The organism is Bacillus paranthracis, assembly GCF_024296885.1.
Lineage (GTDB): Bacteria > Bacillota > Bacilli > Bacillales > Bacillaceae_G > Bacillus_A > Bacillus_A paranthracis.
On record NZ_CP101135.1, the window covers coordinates 2,098,787 to 2,123,397 of the forward strand.

The window sequence follows — 24,611 nt, forward strand, 5'->3', positions numbered from 1 at the left end:
GCTATTAGTGAAGAGCTAATAGAATTAGGGTGGTATCGCGGGTAAACCCGTCCCTATTTTATAGGGACGGTTTTTTTGTGTGCTTTAAAACATTCAAAAGGAGTGATTGTAGATGAAGAAAGTAGATGTAAAAGAGTCAGCTGTAGGGAGAGAAACACGTATTCGTAAACAGTGGAACGAGCAGAGCATTTTCGAACAATCAATTCAGAATCGAGAAGGCGCACAATCTTTTGTGTTTTATGAAGGACCACCAACGGCGAACGGACTACCGCATGTAGGTCATGCACTTGGACGAACAATTAAAGATGTAGTAGCAAGATATAAAACGATGTCTGGTTATAAAGTATTAAGAAAAGCGGGATGGGATACACACGGTTTACCTGTAGAATTAGGTGTTGAGAAACAACTTGGTATTTCTGGTAAACATGAAATCGAAGAGTATGGAATTGAACCATTTATTAAGAAGTGTAAAGAGAGTGTATTCACATATGAGAAGCAGTGGCGTGAATTCACTGAAAGTATCGGTTATTGGGTAGATATGGATGATCCATACGTTACGTTAGAGAATCCATATATCGAAAGTGTATGGCATATTTTAGGGACGATTCATGAAAAAGGATTATTGTATAAAGGGCATAGAGTTTCACCATATTGCCCAAGTTGTCAAACTTCACTAAGTTCACATGAGGTTGCCCAAGGGTATAAAACAGTAAAAGATTTAAGTGCAACAGTTAAGTTTAAAGTGAAAGATAGTGACAATGAATACTTCCTAGGTTGGACGACAACACCTTGGACACTTCCAGCAAATGTTGCACTCGCTGTACATCCAAATATGGAATACGTGAAAGCGAAACAAGAAGGTCATGTATACATTGTTGCGAAAGAACGTGTACGAGATGTATTAAAAGAAAACTATGAAGTATTATCTGTTCATAAAGGAGAAGAATTATTAAATACTTCTTATACAGCACCGTTTCCCATGAAAGAAGTTACAAATGGGTACCGCGTTATCGGAGCAGATTTTGTAACGGCAGATAGTGGTACAGGACTCGTTCATATTGCTCCAGCATATGGAGAGGACGATTATAGAGTCGTTCAAAGTGAAGGGTTGTCATTCTTACATGTTGTAGATGAGAAAGGTGAATATACAGAAGCAGTACCATTTTTGAAAGGTAAATTTGTAAAAGATTGTGACGTAGATATCGTTCGTTATTTAGCGAAGGAAGGTTTACTTTATCATAAAGAAAAGTATGAGCATAGTTACCCACATTGTTGGCGCTGTGATTCACCACTTCTTTATTATGCAGGTGAAAGTTGGTTAATCCGAACGACTGCAATTAAAGATACATTTTTACAAAACAACGATACTGTTACTTGGTATCCAGATCATATGAAACATGGACGATTTGGTAAGTTTTTAGAAAACATGGTGGACTGGAATATTAGCCGAAATAGATATTGGGGAACACCATTAAACGTATGGGAATGTGAAAGTTGCGATCATCAATTCGCACCGAAAAGCATTGCTGATTTAAGAAAGCATAGTATGAAAGAGACACCTGAAGACTTAGAATTGCATAAGCCATATGTAGATGAAGTGCAAGTTTGCTGCGAAAAATGCGGAAGTACAATGAATCGCACACCAGAAGTAATTGATGTTTGGTTTGATAGTGGTTCGATGCCATTTGCGCAATATCATTATCCGTTTGAAAATAAAGAGTTATTTGAAGAACAGTTTCCAGCAGATGTAATTGCAGAAGGAATTGATCAAACACGCGGCTGGTTTTATAGTTTATTAGCTGTATCAGCACTATATACTGGAAAAGTACCGTATAAACGAGTGCTATCACTAGGGCATGTTCTAGACGAGGAAGGACAGAAAATGTCTAAAAGTAAAGGGAATGCACTAGATCCAGTTGATTTAGTAGAGAAGTTTGGTGCTGATGCTTTAAGATGGGCTTTACTCGTTGACAGTGCTCCGTGGAATGCGAAGCGTTTTTCTGAAAGAACAGTATTAGAAGCAAAATCTAAATTTGTAGATACATTAGTCAATGTGTATAGCTTCTACGTTTTATATGCAAATTTAGATGAGTATAATCCGAACGAAACGTATGACGTAAAGCGGACGAAATTGGATGAATGGGTATTATCAAGATTGCATAGCACAACGAAAAAAGTGAGAACTGCACTTGATGATTATCAATTTACGAATGCAGCTCGTGAAATCGCGGCGCTTGTAGATGAAGTAAGTAATTGGTACGTAAGGCGATCACGTAATCGTTTCTGGGAATCTGGTATGAATGCTGAAAAAGCAGCTGCGTATGAGACACTTCACGAAGTGCTTGTAACAATTAGTAAATTAATCGCACCGTTTACACCGTTTGTCGCTGAAGATATTCATTTGAATTTAACTGGAAGTAGCGTTCATTTAGAGGATTATCCAGTTGTAAATGAATCACTACTTCAGCCGAAATTAGAAGCGGAAATGGATGCAGTTTTACAAGTTGTTGAACTTGGAAGAAGTAATCGTAATCAACATTCTTTAAAAGTAAAACAGCCGTTAGCGGAACTTGTATTACTTGAGCATAATGAAAATGATATGGATTGGGAATCTTATCGTGATATCGTTATGGATGAGTTAAATGTAAAAGCGTTCCATGTTGAACTCGATGAAACGAAATACACATCTTATCAATTAAAGCTGAATTTTAAAACGGCTGGGCCGAAGTTCGGTAAAAATGTGAATGCAGTAAATGGCTGGCTAAAACAATTATCACAAGACGAGGTACAAAACTTTGTCTCTACAGAAAGAGCAGTTTACGAAGTAGCATCAGGAGAAGAAATAGTTGTAACGACTGAAGATGTATTAGTAGAGAAAGTTGCGAAATCTGGATTCTCTAATACAACTAACGGACAATATACAGTAATGTTAGATACGAATGTAACGGAAGAATTGCTACAAGAAGGGGTAGCACGTGAATTCATTCGCGCCGTTCAAGAATATCGTAAGCAGTTGAATTTACCTGTTAATTTACGGGTAGATGTAATTCTTGATACAGAGGAAGAACTACAGCAAACGTTAACGAATCATAAAGAGTTGTTGGAAGAAAACTTACTCGTTAAACAATTTACATTTGGTCACTTAACGAATGAAGATGATGAACTATCTTTAGGTGAGACGAAAGTTCGTATTAAATTAAGCGCGACTAAGTAAAGAAAAGGAAGTTGGAATCATTCCAACTTCCTTTTTTGTATGATAGATATTTATCCGGCTAATTTTTTCATAATCGATTCGATAGGACCTCAAGAAAATTTCTTTCTAAAGTATTGTTTGCGCTTTACACATAAATATTGAGAAATTTTCACGCCTCTTTAATGGAAAGGTAATAGAACTGTTCATAGAGAATTACTCGTAGATTCAATTTTTATCCCCCCATTTTGTGGGGAATGATTGCCTAGTGGTAATGGGATAAGGTTGAGCTACTTTATTAGGGGGAGTGGTTCTATGTTTAATAAAAAAATGGTGGCAATGGCAATGACTGTGCCGTTAGTAATGGGGACAATTTCTACAGTTTCGGCATTGGAAAAACAACAGCAAGTAAAGCTAGAAGCTTATTCGCCGCAGAAAAAAGCAACAGAATATTTAAAAGAAAATGCTGCGCAGTATGGATTAAAAGCAGACCTTTCAGACTTACAATATATTTCTACAACAGAAACGTCAGTAGCTTCATATGTTAGGTTCCAACAAGTTGTGAATGGTGCGCCTGTATTTTCAAAACAAATTACAGTTACTCTTAACGGAGAGGGAAAGGGAGTACTTGCTGTTTCTGATTATCAATCTGTTAAAGGTGTGAAGGAAGCTACTACAAAAATTAGTGAAAAAGATGCAATACAAAAATCAATGGCGTATGTTGGAGAAGTAAGTGAACAAAACTTATGGGCTCCTACAGAGAAAGAATTTGGATATATTGTTGAAGAAGGAATTGCTCGTCCAGTATATAAAGTTGTAGTCCATTCTAATAATCCATTTGGTGCATGGGAAACATTTGTTGATGCAGAAAATGGAAAGTTAATTAAAAAGGTTGATATAAACCGTAAAGCAGAAGGATCAGGAAAAGTATTTTTACCTAACCCAGTCGTATCTAGCGGTAGTAAAGTAGGTTTAAAAGATAACAATGATGCAGATTCAACAGCATTAACGAACCAATTAAAGACTGTTACGTTAAAAGGTTTAGATGGGACAGGATTTTTAATTGGAGAGTATGTAACGATTTCCTCAAAAGCAAAAACGAAATCTACAAACTTACAATTTAACTATACACGTGCAAATGATAGCTTTGAAGATGTGATGTCGTATTATCATATCGATACTTTACAACGTTACATTCAAAGTCTAGGTTTTAAAAATATTAATAATCGCTCTATTAAAGTGAATGTAAATGGAACGACGGCGGACAACTCGTTTTATTCTCCGACAACGAAAGCTTTAACCTTTGGTACTGGTGGAGTAGATGATGCAGAAGATGCAGGTATTATCGCACATGAATATGGACATTCAATTCAAGATAACCAAGTTCCTGGCTTCGGTAGTTCTGCAGAAGGTGGAGCGATGGGAGAAGGGTTTGGTGATTTCTTAGGTGCTACGTATGAAGATGCAGTATCGACAACAGGCTACGGAAAAGCATGTGTTGGAGAATGGGATGCGACTGCTTATTCTAGTTCAGATCCGACGTGCTTACGCCGATTAGATAATAATAAAGTGTATCCGAAAGATATTACGAATGAAGTACATGATGATGGAGAAATTTGGGCTCAAGGACAATATGAGATGGCGCAAGCATTTGGTCGTGATGTAGCAACGAAAATTATTTTACAATCGCACTGGTCGTTAACACCAAACTCTAAATTCAGTGATGGAGCGAAAGCAATTAAGCAAGCAGATGCTCTTTTATATGGCGGACAACATGCCGCTGATATCGATCGTATATGGGCAGCGAGAGGAATTAGTACGAATTAATATAAAAAGTCGTGGCATGTATAAGCCACGACTTTTTAATTTGCCTTAGAACTGGTACTAGTAAAGTAAGCTATATGAATGATAATGTGAATTTATTCGCATTTCATTTATTTTTTTTCGTCTTTAAAAACAAAATGCTCTTTAAATTTTCTAGACTCCACTTTTTGACCATTTCGCATGGAGCGGAAAGGGTGTTCTTGCCATGTAATAATAACATCAACTTCATCTGCTTTTGTAGCAACAGGTAAATTAGCGTGTTCAAATCCAGTTTTTCCACTTGCTAAACGACTTTCCTTTAGGGAGAAGAGTTCATATTTCGTTTTTGTTTTTGGTTCGTTGCGGAATACTTCGACTTGTACGTTATATACTTCACTGTTTCCAACATTTTTTACTGAAAATTGATAAGTTTGGAATTCATCTTTTTTAGCTTGAAGCTTTTTTTTGTTTACTTTTTTCGGTTCAGCAATATTCACTTGCCATTGATCAGAGTTTTGAGAGATTGGTAAAGATTTTGGTGAATAGGCGTATGTTTCGTTTACTACAATTAGGCAAAACAATAGGAGAAAGAAACTAATCGCTTTTTGCATATACACACCTCGCTATAAAATTTTTATTAATATGTGTAAATAAAACAGTAAGTATGTAATTTAATGGAAAAAGGTGATACTTTGATTCAGATGAATTTGAAAAAACTTGAAGAAGTAATAGATGGAGAAGGGTTATACGAATCATTTCATCATTTAGAAATACATGGTGTCTGTATAGATTCCAAAAACATGAAAGAAGGAAATTTATTTGTTCCAATCATTAGGATGAAAGATGGGCATGAGTATGTGAAAGAAGCAATGGATAATGGAGCTGTCGCTTCCTTGTGGAAAAAGTCTTACGGTACTCCGCCAAAAGGGATTCCAATTATATTTGTGGATGACACTTTGTTTGCTTTGCAACAATTGGCACAATTTTATCGAAGAGAGATAAATGTAAAAGTAATAGGAATTACAGGTAGTAATGGCAAGACTACGGTAAAAGATATAATAGGAAGCATTTTAAGTTCAACTTATAGAGTGCATAAAACAAAAGGTAATTTTAATAGTCAAATCGGTTTGCCGTTAACAATTTTAGAAATGGAACGAAATACTGAGTTCTTAATACTTGAAATGGGAATGAGTGAAAAAGGACAAATTCGAAATTTATCACGAATCGCACAGCCAGATGTAGCGATTATTACAATGATCGGACAGTCACATCTAGAGACGCTTGGATCAAGAGAAGAGATTGCGAAGGCTAAATTTGAAATTGTAGACGGATTACATGACGATGGACTGTTCTTATATAATGGTGATGAGCCATTACTTTCTCAACATATTAATACGCTAGGTATAGAAAGTAAGTCGTTTGGTGGAAAGTATACAAATGATTTGTTTCCAACGAACGTACAATTAGATGAATATGGTGTTCATTTTAAATTAAATCATTCAAAAATACAGTACGATGTTCCCTTACATGGAAAACATAATATTTTTAATACGATTGTCGGAATCGCTGTAGGTCAATTTTACAAAGTCTCTACAGAAAAAATACAAGAAGCATTGCAGCAAATAAATATTACACAAATGCGCTTTCAGTTTTTAACCGCTAAAGCAGGTTTTACGATTATTAACGATGCATGGAATGCCAATCCTTCCTCCATGAAGGCTGCAATTGAAACGTTACAGAAGTTAAATGCCTATAAGAAAAAAATGATAGTGATTGGGGATATGTTGGAGTTAGGCAAGAAAGCTGAAACATATCATAGAGAAATTGGTAAAATGTTAAATGAGGATAGTATTCAATATGTATTTACGTATGGAGAGTTAGCCAAAATTGTAGCGGAAGAAGCAAGAAAGAACTATCATGCAGGAAAAGTACAATCATTTGATAATAAAGCCGAGATAGCAGAGGAAGTATTAAAAGTAGTAACGAAAAAAGATGTTGTATTATTAAAAGGCTCACGTGGAATGGCTTTAGAGGAGATTGTACAAAAGTGGATTTGAAAAATTAAAATATATTTAAAAGTGCTTGCATTTTATAGTGCGAAGAGATAGAATACTCTGTAAATATAAAAAGTGATGATCAGGAAAAGTACATGATGCAAAGGTCTACAGAGAGCAATTGGTTGCTGAGAAGATTGCGATACTGCATGATAGAAAGACACCTGTGAGTGTTGCTTTGAACGTGATAATTAGTAAAAGCAAACGGTACCTACCGTTATCAGGACTAAGATGGTCATTATGACAATTTGGGTGGTACCGCGGAAAAATCCGTCCCTATTTATAGGGGCGGATTTTTGTATTCTTTTAAGGGAGGTGAGTGACCGTGGATGATGACGATGACAACAATAACGTAAATAAATATAAAATTACCGGAGGGAAAAATAATGGAGTCAATAATGAAGCGTTCACTCACAAAAGAATGTACAAAGCAAGGCGGAAAAGTTGTATTACTTCAAGGATGGGTAAAAAAGATTCGTCATCTTGGAAATGTTAGTTTTTTATTAATAAGGGATCGATCAGGGGTTATGCAATGCGTATTAGAAAACGAGCTAGCTGGATTTAAAGTAGATGTGGAGAGTGTTGTTCAAGTCGTAGGCCAAATAGTAGAGACTTCGAAAACAGAATTAGGGATTGAAGTGCTTGCTCACGAAGTGAAAATATTAAATGGCGCAGAACCACTTCCATTTGAAATAAATAAAAAGAAGTTACAAGTTGGCTTAGATCAGCTACTTAATGAGCGGGTATTATCATTAAGACATGAGAGAATCGCGGCGATATTTAAAGTGAAATCTACGTTCGTTCATAGTTTTAGTGAATTCCTTGCAGAGAACGATTTCACACGTATATTTACTCCGAAAATTGTTTCGCAAGGGGCAGAAGGAGGAGCAAATGTTTTTAAGCTTCCATACTTCCAAAAAGAAGCTTATTTAGCACAATCACCACAGTTTTATAAGCAAATGATGGTAGCTGGGGGATTAGAACGTGTTTTTGAAATTGCACCTGTATATAGAGCGGAACATCACAATTCTTCCCGTCATTTAAATGAATATATATCGTTAGACGTAGAGATTGGCTTTATAAATGATTTTCATGAAGTGATGCAATTAGAAACGGATGTATTACAATATATGTTTCAACAAGTAGCAAAAAACTGTGAGAAAGAACTACAACTATTACAAATAGAAGTACCTGTTATTACAGAAATACCGAAAATTACATTGTTACAAGCACAAGAAATTTTGAAAAGTAAGTATCGGAAAGAATCGCCAATTGGGGATTTAGATACAGAAGGTGAGAAGTTACTAGGGAAATATGTGAAGGAAACATATAAGAGTGAATTTGTTTTCATTACACATTATCCGAAAGAAGCGAGACCGATGTATACGATGCCGAATAACGAGAATCCATCTATTACTGATTCGTTCGACTTACTATATAAAGGATTAGAAATAACATCAGGGGCACAGCGAATTCATAATTATGAAATGTTACTTGCTTCTTTTAAAGAAAAAGGATTACATCCAGATAAATTTCAATCTTATTTAAATACATTCCGATACGGTTGTCCTCCGCACGGTGGTTTTGGAATTGGCTTAGAGAGAGTTGTTTGCAAATTGTTAGAATTAACAAACGTACGAGAGGCGAGTGCTTTTCCAAGGGACTGTACAAGGCTTATCCCTTAATAATAGGGGAAGGAATTCCGCATTTTCTCATTAAAATTTAATATGTCCCTTGACAGTTACTAATATAACCGATATACTTCATATTAATTTCAAAAGAAAATATATTCTAAATATTTAAATGTGTTGAATAGGAGTAGTAAGGTCGTATATTTGTACAGAGAGCTATGGGTTGGTGTGACATAGTCAAATGACATCCTGAACTCGCCTAGGAGCAGTAAGGTGGAACGGAATCACATTCTTAGTAAATCTTAACGGTTAACCTTCGATATTAGGTTTGTAATCAAACGATTACTACTAAGGTGGATTCATAATGGAATCAATAAGGGTGGTACCGCGTTAAGTAAATGGCTTAGCGTCTCTTTATATAGAGACGTTGAGCCATTTTTTTATTTTATGGAAATAGAAATGGAGGGTTTATTCGGAGTGGTCTATAAAATTTAATTATTTATATAAAATGATTTTATTAGGAGGAAAATGAGATGAAACAGACGGAGCAATGGACTTCGAAATTAGGTTTTATAATGGCAGCAGCAGGATCGGCAATTGGACTTGGCGCAATATGGAAGTTTCCTTATATCGCCGGCAAGAGCGGGGGAGGAGCATTCTTTTTAATCTTTATATTATTTACTGTATTAATTGGATTACCACTACTTATAGCTGAATTTATGATTGGACGTAGTACGCAGAAACAAGCAGTTGGCGCATTTAAAAGTATTGCACCAAATACAGGGTGGCACTGGATTGGACGCCTTGGCGTCGGAACGTGTTTTATACTACTTTCGTTTTATAGTGTTGTAGGTGGATGGGTGTTAATTTATTTATTCAGAGGAGTAACGGGACAACTTATTACTCCAGGACAAAATTACGGTTCATTATTTACTGAAACAATTGGAAATCCGGCTTGGGCGATTATGGGACATTTCGCTTTTATGTTCATTACGATTTGGGTCGTATCAAAAGGTGTACAAAACGGAATTGAAAAAGCAAGTAAATATATGTTGCCAGCGTTGTTCGTTTTATTTGTCGCTCTTATTATTCGTTCATTAACACTTGATAATGCAATGGAAGGTGTGAAGTTTTTCTTACAACCAGACTTCTCAAAGATTACTTCAGAAAGTATTTTGTTCGCAATGGGGCAATCTTTCTTTGCGATTAGTATCGGGATCTCGATTATGGTCACGTATAGTTCCTATTTAAATAAAAAAGAAAGTTTACCAAAATCAGCAATAACAATTGTTGGATTGAATTTATTTGTTTCATTATTTGCAGGACTTGCAATTTTTCCGGCCGTATTTTCATTAGGAATGGAGCCAACAGAAGGGCCTGGATTACTATTTATCGTATTACCATCAGTATTTAGTCAAATTCCATTTGGTGGGTTTTTCTTAACAGTATTCCTTGCACTATTTACATTTGCGACATTAACATCGGCATTTTCACTATTAGAGACAGTTGTTTCAGCAGTAGCAAATGGCGAACAAGAAAAAAGAACAAAGTTATCATGGATGATCGGTTTCTGCATTTTCTTAGTAGGTATACCATCAGCGTTATCATTTGGAGTATGGAGTGATATTACGATTTTCGGAAAAAATATTTTTGATGCAGTAGACTTCTTATCTAGTAATATATTAATGCCACTTGGTGCACTATTCATTAGTATTTTCGTTTCATTTAAAATGGAAAAGAAGGTATTAGAAGCAGAGTTTTTTGTAGGTGGAAATTATGGAAAGAAAGTATTTACTTGTTGGGCGTTTTTACTTCGATTTGTAGCACCACTCGCAATCATTATCGTCTTTTTAAATGTAATAGGGATTATTTAACAGTAGTTGTTATAATATTCAGTAAAAAAAGAAGGTGATGATCATAAAGGCGAATTTGATAGAAGCAGGGAAATACATGCATATTAGAGGAAAAAAGCTATACGTTGAAACGCATGGAAACCCTAAAAATAAACCAGTTCTATACTTGCATGGTGGACCAGGAGAAAGTTGTTACGATTTTTCATTTCATCAAGCGGAACGTTTAAAAGATTCTTTATATGTAATTATGATAGATCAAAGAGGTGTCTGTCGCTCAGAAGAAATTACTGAAGACGAAGCTTTTGGATTAAATGATTTGATTGAAGACTGTGAGGAATTAAGAAAATCATTACAAATTGAAAAGTGGTCTATAATTGGACATTCCTTCGGTGGATATGTAGCGTTGTTATATGCGTCGATATATCCAAGTTCAATAGAGAAAATAATATTTGAAGGACCAACTTTCGATTTTGCATTAACAAGTAAAGCTTTGTTACAAAAGACAGCGGACTTATTAAAAAAGTATGGAAAAGAAGAAGTAGCAAAAGCATGTTTAGTTTATTTATCTAGCAATGCTAGTTCAGAAGAGTTGTTAGACGCTTATATAAGACTAAGTGACGAACTAGAAGAAAATAGAATGGAGATTTACAATTACAAGGAAGATGTGACAGACGAGAGTTTATATAGTGATGAAGAGTGGGAAGTATTTTCAAATCGCTCCAAGATCCACTTTGATAGATTAAAATTAGAAGGAGCATTTCATACTTCATTATTACGAAAAATAAAAGATGTACAAAATCCAATGTTATTAATAGTAGGAAAACATGATGTAGTAACGTGTGAAAAACAAATTGAAATATTTAATAAAGATGCCCGAAACGGCAAGTATATCGTATTTGAAGAAAGTGGTCATTCACCTCATTATGAGGAAGCAGATAGGTTTGCAGAAACAGTCATACATTTTTTGAAATGAAGAAAAGGGTGCTTCTATAAATGAGAAGCACCTTTTTAAATTTATGGATATGTGATTGTAATGTTGGGCCAATTACTTTGCCAGTTCTTTTTAATAACTCTGTTTTTGTACATATGTATACGCTCTTTCGATTCCAGAAAATGAGCTGTTGGTCTCACTTGTAAGGAAAGAACATCTTCAATGCCGCACGGAGCTGTTAATATAACATTGTTTTTTTCGTCTAATGTAACCCCTAAAGACGTTGCTGTTTCAGGGAATTTAGAAATAGCATCAACAGAAGAAGAATACGGTGGCATATTATTTACTACGTGCATACGAGCTTGATTCTTTACAGACCAAGCGATAGAGGCATCCAAATTTATCAGTTTCTTTTCTAATAATTGTTCGTATATCTCATCTTTACGAAAAGGATCAAAATAAATGACATCAACGTCTGGTATAGTTGTTCTTATTTCGTAGTTATGTAAAGTATCCCAAATTTTAGAACGAACAAACCCGGCACAAATCCACCAATCAGGTAGCTCTAGTGATTTTGCTAATTGTAATACGTTTATCATCCATTCGTCGTTTTCTATTAAGCGGACTATATCTTGCTCTGTTTGTATTTTCATTTGTTATCTCACCTTCTTTTTTAGAGAGTGCATTAATTCATAAGCTTTATAATCCATGTAATCCAGTAAGCACCTGGTATGAATAACAGTTGAGCTAGTAATGTACCAAAAAGTCTAGAAATCATTAGCCAAGCATACATTTTACTCATTGCTTCAGCACCTTCTTCTGATTGAAGAGCGCGCTCTGTTAAAAGAGCAATACGTGGATCTAATAGCACTGTTAATAAAATAGTAGCAAAACCATTAATAAGACCAGAAGCTGTAGTGGCTTTTGTTGCAAAAGCTGGAATTAAAAAAGAAGCATATAATGCGGAAAGAACCCCCGCTGTATAAATAGCAGTAGCAAACATATTAATAAGCATAATACGTTTTGGAATACCACCAATGCGTAGTCTATGAATCATTTCTAACTTTGGAAAGCGTACATATTTTTTTGTGTACTTTAACTTTTGAATATTATTCGTCTTCATCATTCGAATGAATGAACCATCTGTTTCAAAATTTTGAATGACGTATCCAAATAGTTTTGTCAAAGTTGGATACAGTATAATCGCAAGTAATGTACCGATAGAAGCAGATAATAGAACGAGACGTATAATATGCTCTAAATCAATAGAAGAATCTAGTTTTGCTTCATCGACAATACCACCGATTAAAAAGGCTTGTAGTAAGTTAGATGTTCTAGAAATAAGCAGTACCATTCCTACGACGGATAAGGCAACGGCAATCTTTTTTAAACGTACACCAGCTAATCGAATACTATAAGAGCTAGTTTCAACCGCATGGATAATAATTGTGAAAGCCATTATAAAAATTAACGTAATTGACATTTGTTTCACCAGTTTCTATTAAAATAATTGTAACTTTTTCACTTTACCATATGTATCTTTTTTTGTAACTGAAAGTATGTGACATAGGAAAAGTAATTTTTCAGAAAAAAAGATAATGATAGTATTATAATAGAAGGGAAAGAGGGGAGATCTGTTATAGGTTACTTATAAAGTAAAATGAGTGGGGGATTGAAACGTGTACACAACATATTTATTTGATTTAGATGGAACATTGACGGATCCGAAAGAAGGGATTGTCAATTCAGTATTGTATGCATTAAAAAAGGTTGGCATTGAAGAATTACATATAAGGGAGTTAGATTCATTTATTGGTCCACCCATACAGCAATCATTTGTAGAGAGATATAATATGAATGAAGGAGAAGTTGAACGAGCTGTTTTTTATTTCAGAGAATATGTAAAGCAACGTGGATTGTTGGAGAATAATGTTTACGAGGGTATCCCAAATCTTTTAAAACAATTAAAAGATACTGGAAATCGTTTATTTATAGCAACTTCAAAGCCTACTATATTTGCTGAACAAGTTGTAGAGCATTTTCAACTAACAAATTATTTCGAAGGTATCATTGGAAGTAATTTAGATGGTACAAGAATAAAAAAAGAAGAAATCATTGCTCATATTTTACAAACAAATGAAGAACTTAATAAAGAAGAAATTGTCATGATTGGAGATAGAAAGCACGATATAATCGGCGCGAATCATAATGAAATTGCATCGATCGGCGTTTTATATGGCTATGGTAGTGAAACGGAATTGACTGAAGTTGGTGCGACTCATATCGTAAATGATGTAAAAGAACTACATCATTTTTGTTTAGAAAATAGTTTGATAAAGAAGTAAATATAGAGACTAATAATCCCTTTATAACGTATGATGATGAAATCGTTTTTTGTTTAAAGGGATTTTTCATATGTAATCGAATACTTATAATTAGACATTTTTAGCATGAAAAATTTGTATGAATAAGAGGAGGGATGTCAGAATCAAAAGATTAGTAGTAGAAGTTTATTGATAAAAGTTTGAATTTTCTGTTAAAGGAGGGGTATAATTGGAGCTAGTTATTATATTATTAGCACTTAGTTTACTTATGTTTGTAGCTTATAGAGGCTTTTCTGTTATTTTATTTGCACCGATTTTTGCTTTATTTGCAGTGTTTTTGACAGAGCCTAGTTTTGTATTACCTTTCTTTTCGAATATTTTTATGGAGAAAATGGTAGGTTTTATTAAACTATATTTTCCTGTATTTTTACTTGGGGCAATATTTGGGAAAGTAGTAGAAATGTCAGGAATTGCGGACTCAATTGCAAAGACAATTATAGAGTTAGTTGGTGAAAAACGTACGATATTAGCAATTGTATTAATGGGGGCTATTTTAACATATAGCGGTGTTAGTGTGTATGTAGTAGTGTTTGCTGTATATCCATTCGCAGCAAAGCTGTTTCGACAAGCGAATATTCCAAAACGTTTAATCCCTGGAACGATTGTTCTTGGAGCAGTCACGTTTACGATGGATGCGCTACCTGGATCACCACAAATTCAAAACGTAATACCTACAACTTTTTTCAAAACGGACATTTATGCTGCACCGATACTTGGAATTGTAGGAGCAATTTTTGTTCTTACATTAGGTTTACTATATTTAGAGAGTAGACGTAAGAAGGCAAAGGCAGCAGGAGAAGGATATTTTGGTTTTAACGATGGTAATACTGAAATGGCAGCTTCTTTACAAGTAAAACAAAAAGATATGCCGTTACTGAAAAGCCTTGAAATTACAAGAGCACAGCAAGTAATTGCTTTTATACCACTTATTTTAGTAGGTGTAATGAATAAAGTTTTTACTATTATGATACCGAAGTGGTATCCGAATGGTTTTGATTTTTCTGCAATTGGTATGAAGGCATTTGGAAAAGTAGAGTTAAGTGCAGTAGTTGGAATTTGGTCAGTAGAATTGGCACTTATTATAGGTATAGTAACAACGTTATTATTATATTGGAAACGAGTCGTAACAGGATTTCAAGCGGGATTGAATACAAGTATTGGTGGAGCGCTACTTGCAACGATGAATACAGGAGCTGAGTTTGGTTTCGGTGGTGTCATCGCCGCACTTCCAGGTTTTGCGATTATGAGAGATGGCATCTCTGCCACATTCACAAATCCTCTCGTGAATGGAGCAGTCACGACGAATATTTTAGCCGGTATTACAGGCTCTGCATCAGGAGGAATGGGAATCGTTTTAAGTGCAATGGGAGATAAGTTTATTGCAGCGGCTCATCAATTTGATATTCCATTAGAAGTAATGCATCGTATCGTATCAATGGCATCAGGCGGAATGGATACACTACCACATAACGGGGCTATTATTACTATTCTTACAGTAACCGGATTAACTCATAAACAGTCATATAAAGATATTTTTGCAATTACAGTTTTGAAAACGCTTGCTGTATTTTTAGTTATCGCGTTCTATACTTTAACAGGGATTTATTAAATAGATATTTTATAGACGAAAACATGAATTAGGGAAAGAAGGGGTGGAGTACTTGCAAGAAGTTGCTGAGTTTCGTATGCCGAAGTCTGTATTATATGGAAGAAATTCGCTTGAAAAACTGGGGGAACAATCCAAGAAATTCGGGAAAAGAGCGTTTATAGTTACGGATACAATTATGGAGGATTTAGGATATGTTGAGAGGTGTATACAACAACTAAATACGAAAGGGATTACTGTTATTACATATAATAAAGTAAATGCTGAGCCTACAAATATACACGTGTTAGAGGCGCTAACTATTTGTAAAGAAGAAAAGTGTGATTTTATTATCGGTCTTGGTGGTGGAAGCTGTATTGATGCTGCGAAAGCAGTTGCGGTGTTATATACAAATGGTGGAGAAGTGGAAGATTATGTCCAAAAGGATATGGAAATAGACAATGATCCGCTACCACTTATTGCAATTCCAACAACTTCGGGCACTGGGTCGGAAGTAACAAGTGTAGCAGTAATTACGAATAAACGAACAGATGTAAAAATGATGATGAAGCATCCGAGTTTTACCCCGCAAGTAGCGATTATTGATCCGATTTTAACACGTTCCGTACCACCTCATATTACAGCAGCAACAGGGATAGATGCATTATGTCATGCAGTCGAAGCATATATTTCTAAAGTTTCACAATCACTTACAGATGTACTCGCTCTTTCCGCTATTGAAAGTATTATGAAATATTTACGTATTGCATATGAAGATGGAGAGAATATGGAGGCAAGAGAAGCGATGATGATTGCTTCCTTACAAGCTGGAATTGCATTTTCAAACGCATCTGTTACGTTAGTTCATGGAATGTCGAGGCCAGTTGGGGCATTATTTCATGTACCACACGGTATATCAAATGCAATACTATTACCTACAGTTTTAGAATATACAAAAGGTAGTGCGGTAAAAAGATTAGCGGAAATTGGCCGCTGTTTAAATAAAGATATGTATTCTTATTGTGATGAAGAAGTAGCCGATTACACGCTCAGGGAAATAAAAAAACTTTGTTTTGATCTTCGTATTCCAAATTTAAAAGAATACGGAATTGGTGAAGTTGAATTTGAAAAAGCTATTTCTAAAATGGCGTCAGATGCAATTGAAAGTGGAAGTCCAGCAAATAACCCACGTGTGCCATCATATGATGAAATTAAACAGTTGTATCGAGAATGTTTTCATTATCGATATGAAGATTCTATAAAAACATTAGGTTATTAATTTCAGAATATTCTTATAAAATTTCCTTGGAAATAGTTAAAGCAAGACTTTATGTTTCAAACGTAAAGTCTTGTTTTATTATGTATAATATACATAATAAAATGTCGCGATTATCTTGAATAAATAGTATAAGGTGGGTGTGGGGTTTAATGAAAACGATAGGTCTTATTGGTGGTATGAGTTGGGAATCAACTGCTGAATATTATCGAATCATAAATGAAGAAATAAAAAGTAGATTAGGTGGGTTACATTCAGCTAAATGTTTAATTAATAGTGTAGACTTTGAAGAGATTGAAGGATTCCAGTCTAGTGGTGATTGGGATAGTGCAGGAGAAATTCTAGGGAATGCAGCATATTCATTACAAATGGGAGGCGCAGACTTTATTATTATTTGCACAAATACAATGCATAAAGTAGTTGAGAAAATAAAGGAGAATATTCATATTCCAGTCTTACATATTGCTGATGCAACTGCGAAAGAAATGAAAAGAAAAGGTATTCAAACTGTTGGTTTACTTGGAACAAAATATACAATGGAGCAAGATTTCTATAAATCACGTATTAAAGAGAATGATATAAAAGTCATAGTGCCATTAGAAAAAAATAGAGAAAAAATAAACGAAGTCATATATACAGAATTATGTTTAGGAAAAATCGTATCTCAATCCAGAGAGTATTATAAAACAGTTATAGAAGATTTAGTGCAAAAAGGCGCACAGGGTATCATTTTAGGATGTACAGAAATAGGATTATTAATAAAGCAGGAAGACGTATCCATTCCAATATTCGATACGACTTATATACATGCAGTTGAAGCAGTTAATTTCGCCGTAGAAAATAGATTATAATTATATTATGTAACCTAATTTATATATGTGGAAAACATTCAGAAAATATTTTATAATGTAAGTGGTTACATGTAAGGGGGAATGCGTATGTTTTCAGTTCAACCAATCGCATTTGTACATAATGAAAGAAAGGAAATAAAAGACGACGAGTGGGGAGAAGTAAAATCCTATATTACTTTAACGGAAATGTATACAGAAAAAAGTATACAAGGGATTGAAGATTTTTCTCATATTGAAGTAGTTTTTTATTTTCACAAAGTAACTGATGAACAAATTCAATATGTTGCTAGACATCCTAGAAATAATCATGATTATCCTAAAGTAGGGATTTTTGCACAGCGCGGGAAAAATCGTCCGAATCGTATAGGAGCAACAATTGTAAAGGTAATGAAAAGAGAAGGTAAATCAATTATTGTTGAGGGGTTAGATGCTATTGATGGCACCCCTATATTGGATATAAAGCCAATAATGAAAGAGTTTATGCCGAGAGAAGAAATTGTACAGCCTAAATGGGCAACGGATATAATGAGACAGTATTGGAAGGGGAATGGAATAAAATGAGAATATATGAGGCAACAATTGCAGATTTAGATGGACTAGCATCAGTTTTTAATAACTATCGTATGTTTTATAGACAAGATTCCGATCTAGAAGGAGCAAAAGTATTTTTACGAAATCGAATGGAGAGAAAAGAATCCGTTATTTTCGTGGCAGTTGAAGACGGTGAATATATTGGATTCACGCAATTATATCCATCATTTTCTTCTATTTCGATGAAAGAATTATGGATATTAAATGATCTGTTTGTACAAGCCACTAAGCGCGGAGCAGGAACAGGAAAAAAATTATTAGAAGCTGCGAAAGAATTCGCCTTAGAAAATGGTGCAAAAGGTGTAAAATTACAAACAGAGATTGATAATTTATCAGCACAGCGATTATACGCTGAAAATGGATATTTGAGAGATAATCGTTATTTCCATTATGAATTAACGTTTTAAATAATATTAGATGAAAAGAGGCGCTTTCATTTTGAAGGCGTCTCTTTTCATTTGTATTATAGTTGATTTAAAACCCAATTTGTCGCATCTTCAAAGTTTTCTGCAATGTAGTTTGGTTCAATATGTGCCCACTTGTCTCGGTACGTATGTAAAGCGTCGTATCCAGCGCCTGTTCGTACTAAAATTGTTGTCGCATTCACTTTTGCTCCTGCAACGATATCAGTCCAGCGATCACCAATTACAGCACATTGTGTTAAATCAAGCCCGTGTTTTTCAGCTGCTTGTAGCAGCATGCCTGTATTTGGTTTACGACATTCGCAACCATCACCGTGTTTATGAGGACATACATAAATATCATCAAAACCGAAGCCTTCTAATTCTTGTACAAAATCGGCTACAGTTGCTATCCCATCCGCGATACCTGGCTGGTTTGTAAAAGAGAAAATTTTTATATGATTAGCTTTTAGTTTTTGTAGAGCTACTTTTGTAAAAGGGAATAATGTAAAGGATCCTGGGTAATGTATGGTAGTATCGCCACCAATTGTACCGTCACGATCAATGAAAATTGCTTGAATGTTTGTCATAGTTATAGTCCTTTCAATTAACAAGTAGTTTAAAAATGTTTTACAAATCGATATCCATTCACTTCATATCCTAATTTTTTGTAAAAAGGATGAGCTTCTACTCTTTTTATTCCACTAACTAGCCATGTGCCAATGCAATTATGCTTCTTTGCTAATTGCTCAGCATAATCCATTAATACTTGCCCAATGCCTTTCCGGCGTATTGTAGAATCAACGCTAATAATTGAAATTTCCCCATAACGAGTTACATCTTCTAAATTTTCACGTATACGAAACCCAAGTAATCCAAATATAGTTTCTTCTTCCTCATAAACATATAAAAAATCAAAAGGACTCATTTGTACGAATTGCAATCGGTTGTTCATATCTTCATAGGAAATAGAGGAACCTTTTAATTCTTTCGTCAAAGAGCAAAGCGCATCTATATCGTCTATCGTAGCTTCACGAATTTGAAAAGACATATTATCCACTCCAATTAAATGTAATCAAACATTAAGTATTCTGTTAAAAAATATTTATTCCTGCTATGAAAGTAAATATTTTATAATGATATATAGATAGTTATATGTTATTCTTTTCCTAGTTTGTATTGGAAATGGAAAGAAGGGGAATGTATGTTAGAAGTAAATATCCGTTCTGCTGGATATGAAATAGGTGAAAAAACAATTCATGATATTGCCTTTTCGATTGAGCAAGGCGAATTAGTTGCTCTTATTGGCGCAAATGGTGCCGGGAAAAGTACGACGATTAAAACGATGCTCGGGTTACTTATAAATGTGGATGGTGAAATATCATTTGGCGAGAAGAAAAATCCGTATGCATATGTGCCAGAACACCCGACATATTATGATTATTTGACGCTTTGGGAACATATTGAATTATTAATGGCAGCTCGCGAGAACGAAGCCGGAAGCTGGGAACGGAAAGCTGAAGAGTTATTACATCTGTTTCGAATGGATAAGCATAAACATGAGTATTTATCAAAGTTTTCTAAAGGTATGAAACAAAAATCGATGCTTATATTAGCGTTTTTAACAGAACCAGATTTTTATATCATTGACGAACCTTTTATCGGACTAGATCCAGTAGCTACGAAAGAGTTTTTAAGTTATTTATATAAAGAAAAAGAACGCGGGGCAGGAATTTTACTTTGTACGCACGTATTAGATACAGCTGAAAGAATTTGCGAAAGATTTTTACTCATCTCTCAAGGTACATTAGTCGCAGATGGCCATTTAGAGGCAATTCAAACGTTAGCAGAAATGCCAGGAAGTTCATTATTAGATTGTTTTGATGTAATCGTAAGGCGTGAACAGCATGATTAAAAAACAATTTTATAAAAGATTACGCCATGAACTGGGGCGCAAATGGAAGTCCATACGTTCTATAACTGATTGGACGGTTGCGCTATATATTATTATTCCGGCACTTATATTTATGGGAATTTATTATCGCTCACTATGGATGGAGGAACTATCGATAGGAGAGACGGTTTATTTTGGATTAGGCCTACTCGCATTTTATGTGATTACATATGCAAGAGGAGTTCGCTCATTTTTTGAGCAAGCGGATAGTTTATTTTTAATTTCGTATCCTGCTCACATGCAAAAGTTAATCCAGTATGGCATGACATATACGTTTATTCGAATAGCAATAACGAATGTAGTAGTTGTTGTTGCGATGTTACCAGTGTTGATGAAAAGTATTGGAGTGACGAAGATACAAGTCGTATTAATTTGGCTATTCTTTACTATATTTCGATTTATGTTGTCGTTATTAACGAGATTTATTCATGTACGTGTGGGGAAGCGATGGTTACTATGGATTATAAAAAATGTAATATTTTCTATAAGTCTATCCTTTTTTGGATTGAGTTTGTTTCTTATTTATAAAAATCCATTGTATTCTATACTAAGTATCGGTCTAGCAATGTTTCTAATTATCATATTGATAAAAGAAAAATTAAATTATAAAAATTGCTTTTTTAAAGAAGTTGAGAGAGAAAAAGAAGAAAGTATGCGCTGGACGAGTGGGATTATGCAAGTTGGTGGTCATGCAGCTAAACCGAGTAGTTCGAATAAAAAGCCGTGGATGTTTCCGCGTTCTAAAAAGTTTTTAGGAAAGAAAACGGATTATCGTATTGTTGAATCCTTTTTAAAAGAATTTTTCCGTACAAGTAGTGCACGAATATTTTATATTCAAATTGTATGTATAAGCACTGTCAGTATTATTATGAGTCCGAAATGGATCGCCGCTATTATTCTTGCATTTGCTTTATTTGCAATTTCCCGTTATGCGCGCGACTATTGGAATGAGTTTACGAACAAAATGTTTCTTCATTTATATTGTGATGAAGGCAAATTACTCTTGTTAAGATGGAAGACAGATCGCTATTTATTACTTCCAGTAATACTTTTGTATGGAATAGTTATACTTTCTCATTTTTATTTATTGCCAGCTGTAATTGCCGGGATTATTTTTATAGTATTAATTGGTTGGATAGTATTCTTACCATAGAAAAAAGAGCCGAAAAAGGGCTCTTTTTTCTAATCCGTAACACATTGATAAATAAAATATACTAAAACGAGTATGCTTGCGGCGGAATACATGGCATCTAAAGTCATCGGATCTCCTCCTCATTGTTGTTGTATTTTATTATATGAAATCTTACAATTTCATATTCAAGTGAAAAATATGTGAACGTTAACAAAATTGTAAAGTGCAAAAATTACAATCATTTTGTATAATAGAGGAAACAACCGTTATATAAAATATAATGAGTGAAAGGGGGGGAAACATACATGCCAAATTGGTTTAGAAAAACCTTAGTCGCATTAATTACCGTATTTACATTTGGTTTAGTGACGCCTCCTTCCATATTGCTTGATAATGCCAAAGCTGCGGACAAGCCTACGAGCACAGCTGGGCAACAAAATTTGGAGAGTACGTCCTATACATATGAAGAAACGAATGACAGGTTAACCACCGATACTTTTATTACGTATGCAATGCAAGAAGCAGAGAAGCAGTCGATGCAAAAATTTGGGACTAAAATTGGTCCGGTAATTGAAGATGAATTTAAAGATGTAATATTACCAAAAATTGAAGAGGCAATTGCTGAACTAGCAAATGATGTGCCAGAAGAATCGCTACAATCATTAGCGATTTCTCAAAAACCAGCGGGTGGAAATAATGAAAAGATTTTTCACGTTTACGATACGAAAACAGGAAATGACTTATTGCGTTTCCACGTAAGAAGAGATCATCCACCGCAAGATGGGTATTATTTTAATTTCCACTATCACCGTTTTGATGATGGGTACTCCGGACATCATGAGTTGGGAAATATTTATTGGAATACGAATGTGCCGCCAAAATGGCTTTCTTAAAAAGAACAAGAGAAATCTTGTTCTTTTTTTATGTTTATAGAAGGGTAAGACGACTATGTTGTTGAATAAAATAGGTTTAGAAAAAGAAGTAAAGGGAGTAGGACAATGCAAAAATATATTGTTTTTGACTTTGATGGCACATTAGTAGATTCACAAAATATATTTGTACCAATTTATAATCAACTTGCTGAAAAGCACGGATATAAAACGGTAAGGGAAGAAGAAATTGAGTATTTACGTAAATTAACGATGCCAGAAAGATGTAAACAACTTGATGTACCGCTGTATAAACTACCAATATTAGCGCTGGAGTTTTATAAATTGTATCAACCTGCCATAAAAGATCTTATTTTGTTCCATGGGATGAAGGAAGTATTAGATGAACTACATAAAAAAGGTTACGGAATTGCAGTCATATCATCGAACTCAGAAGAGCACATTCGGGCATTTTTACACAATAATGATATAGAAAATATACAAGAAGTGTATTGTTCTAAAAATTTGTTCGGTAAAGATAAAATGATTAAAAGGTTTTTAAAATCGAAAAAGATAACGGAGAAAGATATGTTATACGTCGGTGACGAACAGCGAGACGTAGCAGCGTGTAAAAAGGCTGGGGTGAACGTAATATGGGTATCTTGGGGATATGATGTCATTGAAACAGTGAAAAAAGATGCACCAGATTATATGGTTCATAAGCCGATAGAAATTGTGCAAGTAGTACAAGGAGCGTATTCTTAATATGAATACAATGCGAGCAGGTATTCATCATATTGAATTTTGGGTAAAGGATTTAGAGGAATCCATTTCTTTTTATGATATGTTATTTTCAATAATTGGGTGGAGAAAGTTAACTGAAGTATCATATAGTACGGGAGAAAGTGAAATATATTTTAAGGCAGTAGAGGAGGAAATCGTAAGGACTTTAGGACCAAGACATATTTGTTACCAAGCTATTAAAAGAGAAGTTGTTGATGAAATAACAAATTTTCTTTCTAGTACGCAAGTTAACGTAATACGTGGTCCGATTGAAATGAATCATTATTCGGAAGGGTACTATACGATTGATTTTTATGATCCGAATGGGTTTATTATAGAAGTAGCTTACACACCAAATGTAGAAATGTAAGGGGAATAAAAATGAAAACAATGACAGCATGGCAAAATAATATAAAAATAGTAAAAGATGCAGTGGGTATTGAGGAAATTTCCAAAGGTTTTTCACCTGATAAGAAATATATCATTACGAGTGCAAATAATGAAAAATATTTATTACGGACGGGAGATATAAAAGAGTATAAAAGAAAGAAAATAGAGTTTCAAATTTTAAATGAAATGCAAAACCGTAGTGTGCAAGCACAAAAACCAATTGTAATGGGTTTGTTGGCAGAAGAAGGTTTATGCTATGGCATTTTTTCGTATTTAGAAGGGGAGGATGCGAAGAAGCTATTGCCTACGTATTCACCAAAAGAACAATATGAAATTGGTATAGAGGCAGGAAAAGATTTAGCAAAAATGCATACATATGAAGCTCCTAATGATATACTTCCATGGTATGAAAGAGCAATGAAAAAACATAGTAAATATTTAGAGGCATATAAAACATGTGGAATAAACATAAAAAATGATGATAAAATCATAAAGTTTATTGAAGAAAATGAAATATCTTTAAAGAACCGCCCCAATCGATTTCAACACGATGATTTTCATTTAGAAAATATAATTGTACGGGATGGAAAATATGTAGGTGTTGTTGATTTTAATGGCTACGACTGGGGCGACCCACTTCATGATTTTGTGAAAATTGCACTGTTTGCAAGGGACATTAGTATTCCGTATTCAATCGGACAAATAGAAGGATACTTTAATAGAAAAATACCAGAGGAATTCTGGAAATTATACACGGTGTACGTTGGTATGACAGTTTTCTCCTCAGTTGTCTGGACATTACGAGCAGCGCCGCATATGTTAGATGATATATTAGAGCGCCTTACTATAGTTTTAGAGGATCATAATAACTTTGAGTTATCGAAGCCAATTTGGTTTCAACCAGATAAGATTGATATGAAATAGAAAAGGTAG

General features: G+C 34.5%; 23 protein-coding genes and 3 other annotated features (1 of these 26 cut by a window edge). Of the genes, 18 read left to right on the forward strand and 5 right to left on the reverse strand.

Features of this window, described 5'->3' with window-relative positions; all coding sequences use genetic code 11:
• Positions 1 to 58: a binding site (T-box leader), on the forward strand (it extends 182 nt beyond the left edge of the window).
• A gap of 54 nt (positions 59 to 112) precedes the next feature.
• Together ileS and NLJ82_RS10690 are read left to right on the forward strand one after the other, a co-directional pair.
• Positions 113 to 3,214: an isoleucine--tRNA ligase gene (gene ileS, locus NLJ82_RS10685; protein WP_000754930.1), complete on the forward strand. Its 3,102-nt coding sequence runs from the start codon at positions 113 to 115 to the stop codon at positions 3,212 to 3,214.
• 291 nt (positions 3,215 to 3,505) lie between these two features.
• On the forward strand, positions 3,506 to 5,017 hold the full coding sequence (locus NLJ82_RS10690; protein ID WP_000482267.1) for a M36 family metallopeptidase: 1,512 nt from the start codon (positions 3,506 to 3,508) through the stop codon (positions 5,015 to 5,017).
• Between the two features lie 107 nt (positions 5,018 to 5,124).
• On the opposite strand, the gene NLJ82_RS10695 is transcribed toward NLJ82_RS10690, so the two are convergent.
• Complete coding sequence (locus NLJ82_RS10695) at positions 5,125 to 5,604, reverse strand: YozF family protein (protein ID WP_001167904.1); 480 nt, start codon at positions 5,602 to 5,604, stop codon at positions 5,125 to 5,127.
• A 63-nt stretch (positions 5,605 to 5,667) separates the two neighbouring features.
• Between NLJ82_RS10695 and NLJ82_RS10700 the strand changes: the two genes are divergently transcribed.
• The 4 genes from NLJ82_RS10700 to NLJ82_RS10715 all read left to right on the forward strand — a co-directional run bounded on the left by NLJ82_RS10700 (position 5,668) and on the right by NLJ82_RS10715 (position 11,504).
• Positions 5,668 to 7,050 (forward strand): UDP-N-acetylmuramoyl-tripeptide--D-alanyl-D-alanine ligase, encoded by a 1,383-nt coding sequence (locus NLJ82_RS10700; protein WP_000410670.1) that lies wholly within the window; start codon positions 5,668 to 5,670, stop codon positions 7,048 to 7,050.
• A gap of 66 nt (positions 7,051 to 7,116) precedes the next feature.
• Positions 7,117 to 7,328: a binding site (T-box leader), on the forward strand.
• Between the two features lie 105 nt (positions 7,329 to 7,433).
• Entirely contained in the window at positions 7,434 to 8,732 is a 1,299-nt protein-coding gene (gene aspS / locus NLJ82_RS10705) for an aspartate--tRNA(Asn) ligase (protein ID WP_000443904.1), read from the forward strand.
• A gap of 114 nt (positions 8,733 to 8,846) precedes the next feature.
• Positions 8,847 to 9,095 (forward strand) — a binding site (T-box leader).
• Positions 9,096 to 9,211: 116 nt separating this feature from the next.
• Positions 9,212 to 10,552: a sodium-dependent transporter gene (locus NLJ82_RS10710; RefSeq protein ID WP_000814556.1), complete on the forward strand. Its 1,341-nt coding sequence runs from the start codon at positions 9,212 to 9,214 to the stop codon at positions 10,550 to 10,552.
• 37 nt (positions 10,553 to 10,589) lie between these two features.
• Positions 10,590 to 11,504, forward strand: a complete 915-nt coding sequence (locus NLJ82_RS10715) for an alpha/beta fold hydrolase (RefSeq protein ID WP_000584219.1) — start codon at positions 10,590 to 10,592, stop codon at positions 11,502 to 11,504.
• 41 nt (positions 11,505 to 11,545) lie between these two features.
• On the opposite strand, the gene NLJ82_RS10720 is transcribed toward NLJ82_RS10715, so the two are convergent.
• Positions 11,546 to 12,115, reverse strand: a complete 570-nt coding sequence (locus NLJ82_RS10720; protein WP_000701711.1) for a nucleotidyltransferase family protein — start codon at positions 12,113 to 12,115, stop codon at positions 11,546 to 11,548.
• Positions 12,116 to 12,147: 32 nt separating this feature from the next.
• Positions 12,148 to 12,945, reverse strand: a complete 798-nt coding sequence (locus NLJ82_RS10725; RefSeq protein WP_000028909.1) for a lipid II flippase Amj family protein — start codon at positions 12,943 to 12,945, stop codon at positions 12,148 to 12,150.
• A 196-nt stretch (positions 12,946 to 13,141) separates the two neighbouring features.
• Here NLJ82_RS10725 and NLJ82_RS10730 point away from each other — a divergent pair, with 196 nt between their 5' ends.
• From NLJ82_RS10730 to NLJ82_RS10755, 6 genes are all read left to right on the forward strand, one after another.
• Positions 13,142 to 13,807 (forward strand): HAD family hydrolase, encoded by a 666-nt coding sequence (locus tag NLJ82_RS10730; protein ID WP_000288824.1) that lies wholly within the window; start codon positions 13,142 to 13,144, stop codon positions 13,805 to 13,807.
• 208 nt (positions 13,808 to 14,015) lie between these two features.
• Positions 14,016 to 15,455, forward strand: coding sequence for a GntP family permease (locus NLJ82_RS10735; RefSeq protein ID WP_000424307.1), 1,440 nt, complete (start codon positions 14,016 to 14,018; stop codon positions 15,453 to 15,455).
• Positions 15,456 to 15,507: 52 nt separating this feature from the next.
• Entirely contained in the window at positions 15,508 to 16,710 is a 1,203-nt protein-coding gene (gene eutG / locus NLJ82_RS10740; RefSeq protein WP_001158493.1) for an alcohol dehydrogenase EutG, read from the forward strand.
• Positions 16,711 to 16,859: 149 nt separating this feature from the next.
• Entirely contained in the window at positions 16,860 to 17,558 is a 699-nt protein-coding gene (locus NLJ82_RS10745; protein ID WP_000848551.1) for an aspartate/glutamate racemase family protein, read from the forward strand.
• 87 nt (positions 17,559 to 17,645) lie between these two features.
• Positions 17,646 to 18,119 carry an SAM-dependent methyltransferase gene (locus NLJ82_RS10750; RefSeq protein WP_000493236.1) on the forward strand — a complete coding sequence of 158 codons (474 nt, stop codon included), beginning with the start codon at positions 17,646 to 17,648 and terminating at the stop codon, positions 18,117 to 18,119.
• Entirely contained in the window at positions 18,116 to 18,556 is a 441-nt protein-coding gene (locus NLJ82_RS10755) for a GNAT family N-acetyltransferase (protein ID WP_001223875.1), read from the forward strand. Before NLJ82_RS10750 ends, NLJ82_RS10755 begins: the two co-directional genes overlap by 4 nt.
• A 56-nt stretch (positions 18,557 to 18,612) precedes the next feature.
• On the opposite strand, the gene NLJ82_RS10760 is transcribed toward NLJ82_RS10755, so the two are convergent.
• Entirely contained in the window at positions 18,613 to 19,140 is a 528-nt protein-coding gene (locus NLJ82_RS10760; RefSeq protein ID WP_000181893.1) for an HAD-IIIA family hydrolase, read from the reverse strand.
• A 29-nt stretch (positions 19,141 to 19,169) separates the two neighbouring features.
• Positions 19,170 to 19,601, reverse strand: a complete 432-nt coding sequence (locus tag NLJ82_RS10765) for a GNAT family N-acetyltransferase (protein ID WP_000009781.1) — start codon at positions 19,599 to 19,601, stop codon at positions 19,170 to 19,172.
• A 153-nt stretch (positions 19,602 to 19,754) separates the two neighbouring features.
• Here NLJ82_RS10765 and NLJ82_RS10770 point away from each other — a divergent pair, with 153 nt between their 5' ends.
• The 6 genes from NLJ82_RS10770 to NLJ82_RS10795 all read left to right on the forward strand — a co-directional run bounded on the left by NLJ82_RS10770 (position 19,755) and on the right by NLJ82_RS10795 (position 24,602).
• Complete coding sequence (locus NLJ82_RS10770) at positions 19,755 to 20,465, forward strand: ABC transporter ATP-binding protein (protein ID WP_000895243.1); 711 nt, start codon at positions 19,755 to 19,757, stop codon at positions 20,463 to 20,465.
• Positions 20,458 to 21,657, forward strand: coding sequence for an ABC transporter permease (locus tag NLJ82_RS10775; protein WP_000592561.1), 1,200 nt, complete (start codon positions 20,458 to 20,460; stop codon positions 21,655 to 21,657). Before NLJ82_RS10770 ends, NLJ82_RS10775 begins: the two co-directional genes overlap by 8 nt.
• A 284-nt stretch (positions 21,658 to 21,941) precedes the next feature.
• Positions 21,942 to 22,529, forward strand: a complete 588-nt coding sequence (locus NLJ82_RS10780) for a YpjP family protein (protein WP_001134414.1) — start codon at positions 21,942 to 21,944, stop codon at positions 22,527 to 22,529.
• Between the two features lie 105 nt (positions 22,530 to 22,634).
• Positions 22,635 to 23,270, forward strand: a complete 636-nt coding sequence (locus NLJ82_RS10785) for an HAD family hydrolase (protein WP_001174999.1) — start codon at positions 22,635 to 22,637, stop codon at positions 23,268 to 23,270.
• Position 23,271: 1 nt separating this feature from the next.
• Positions 23,272 to 23,658, forward strand: a complete 387-nt coding sequence (locus tag NLJ82_RS10790) for a VOC family protein (RefSeq protein ID WP_001095150.1) — start codon at positions 23,272 to 23,274, stop codon at positions 23,656 to 23,658.
• Positions 23,659 to 23,669: 11 nt separating this feature from the next.
• The gene (locus tag NLJ82_RS10795; protein WP_000855703.1) at positions 23,670 to 24,602 is read left to right on the forward strand and encodes an aminoglycoside phosphotransferase family protein; all 933 of its coding nucleotides are present in this window, start codon (positions 23,670 to 23,672) and stop codon (positions 24,600 to 24,602) included.
• Positions 24,603 to 24,611 lie beyond the last annotated feature (9 nt).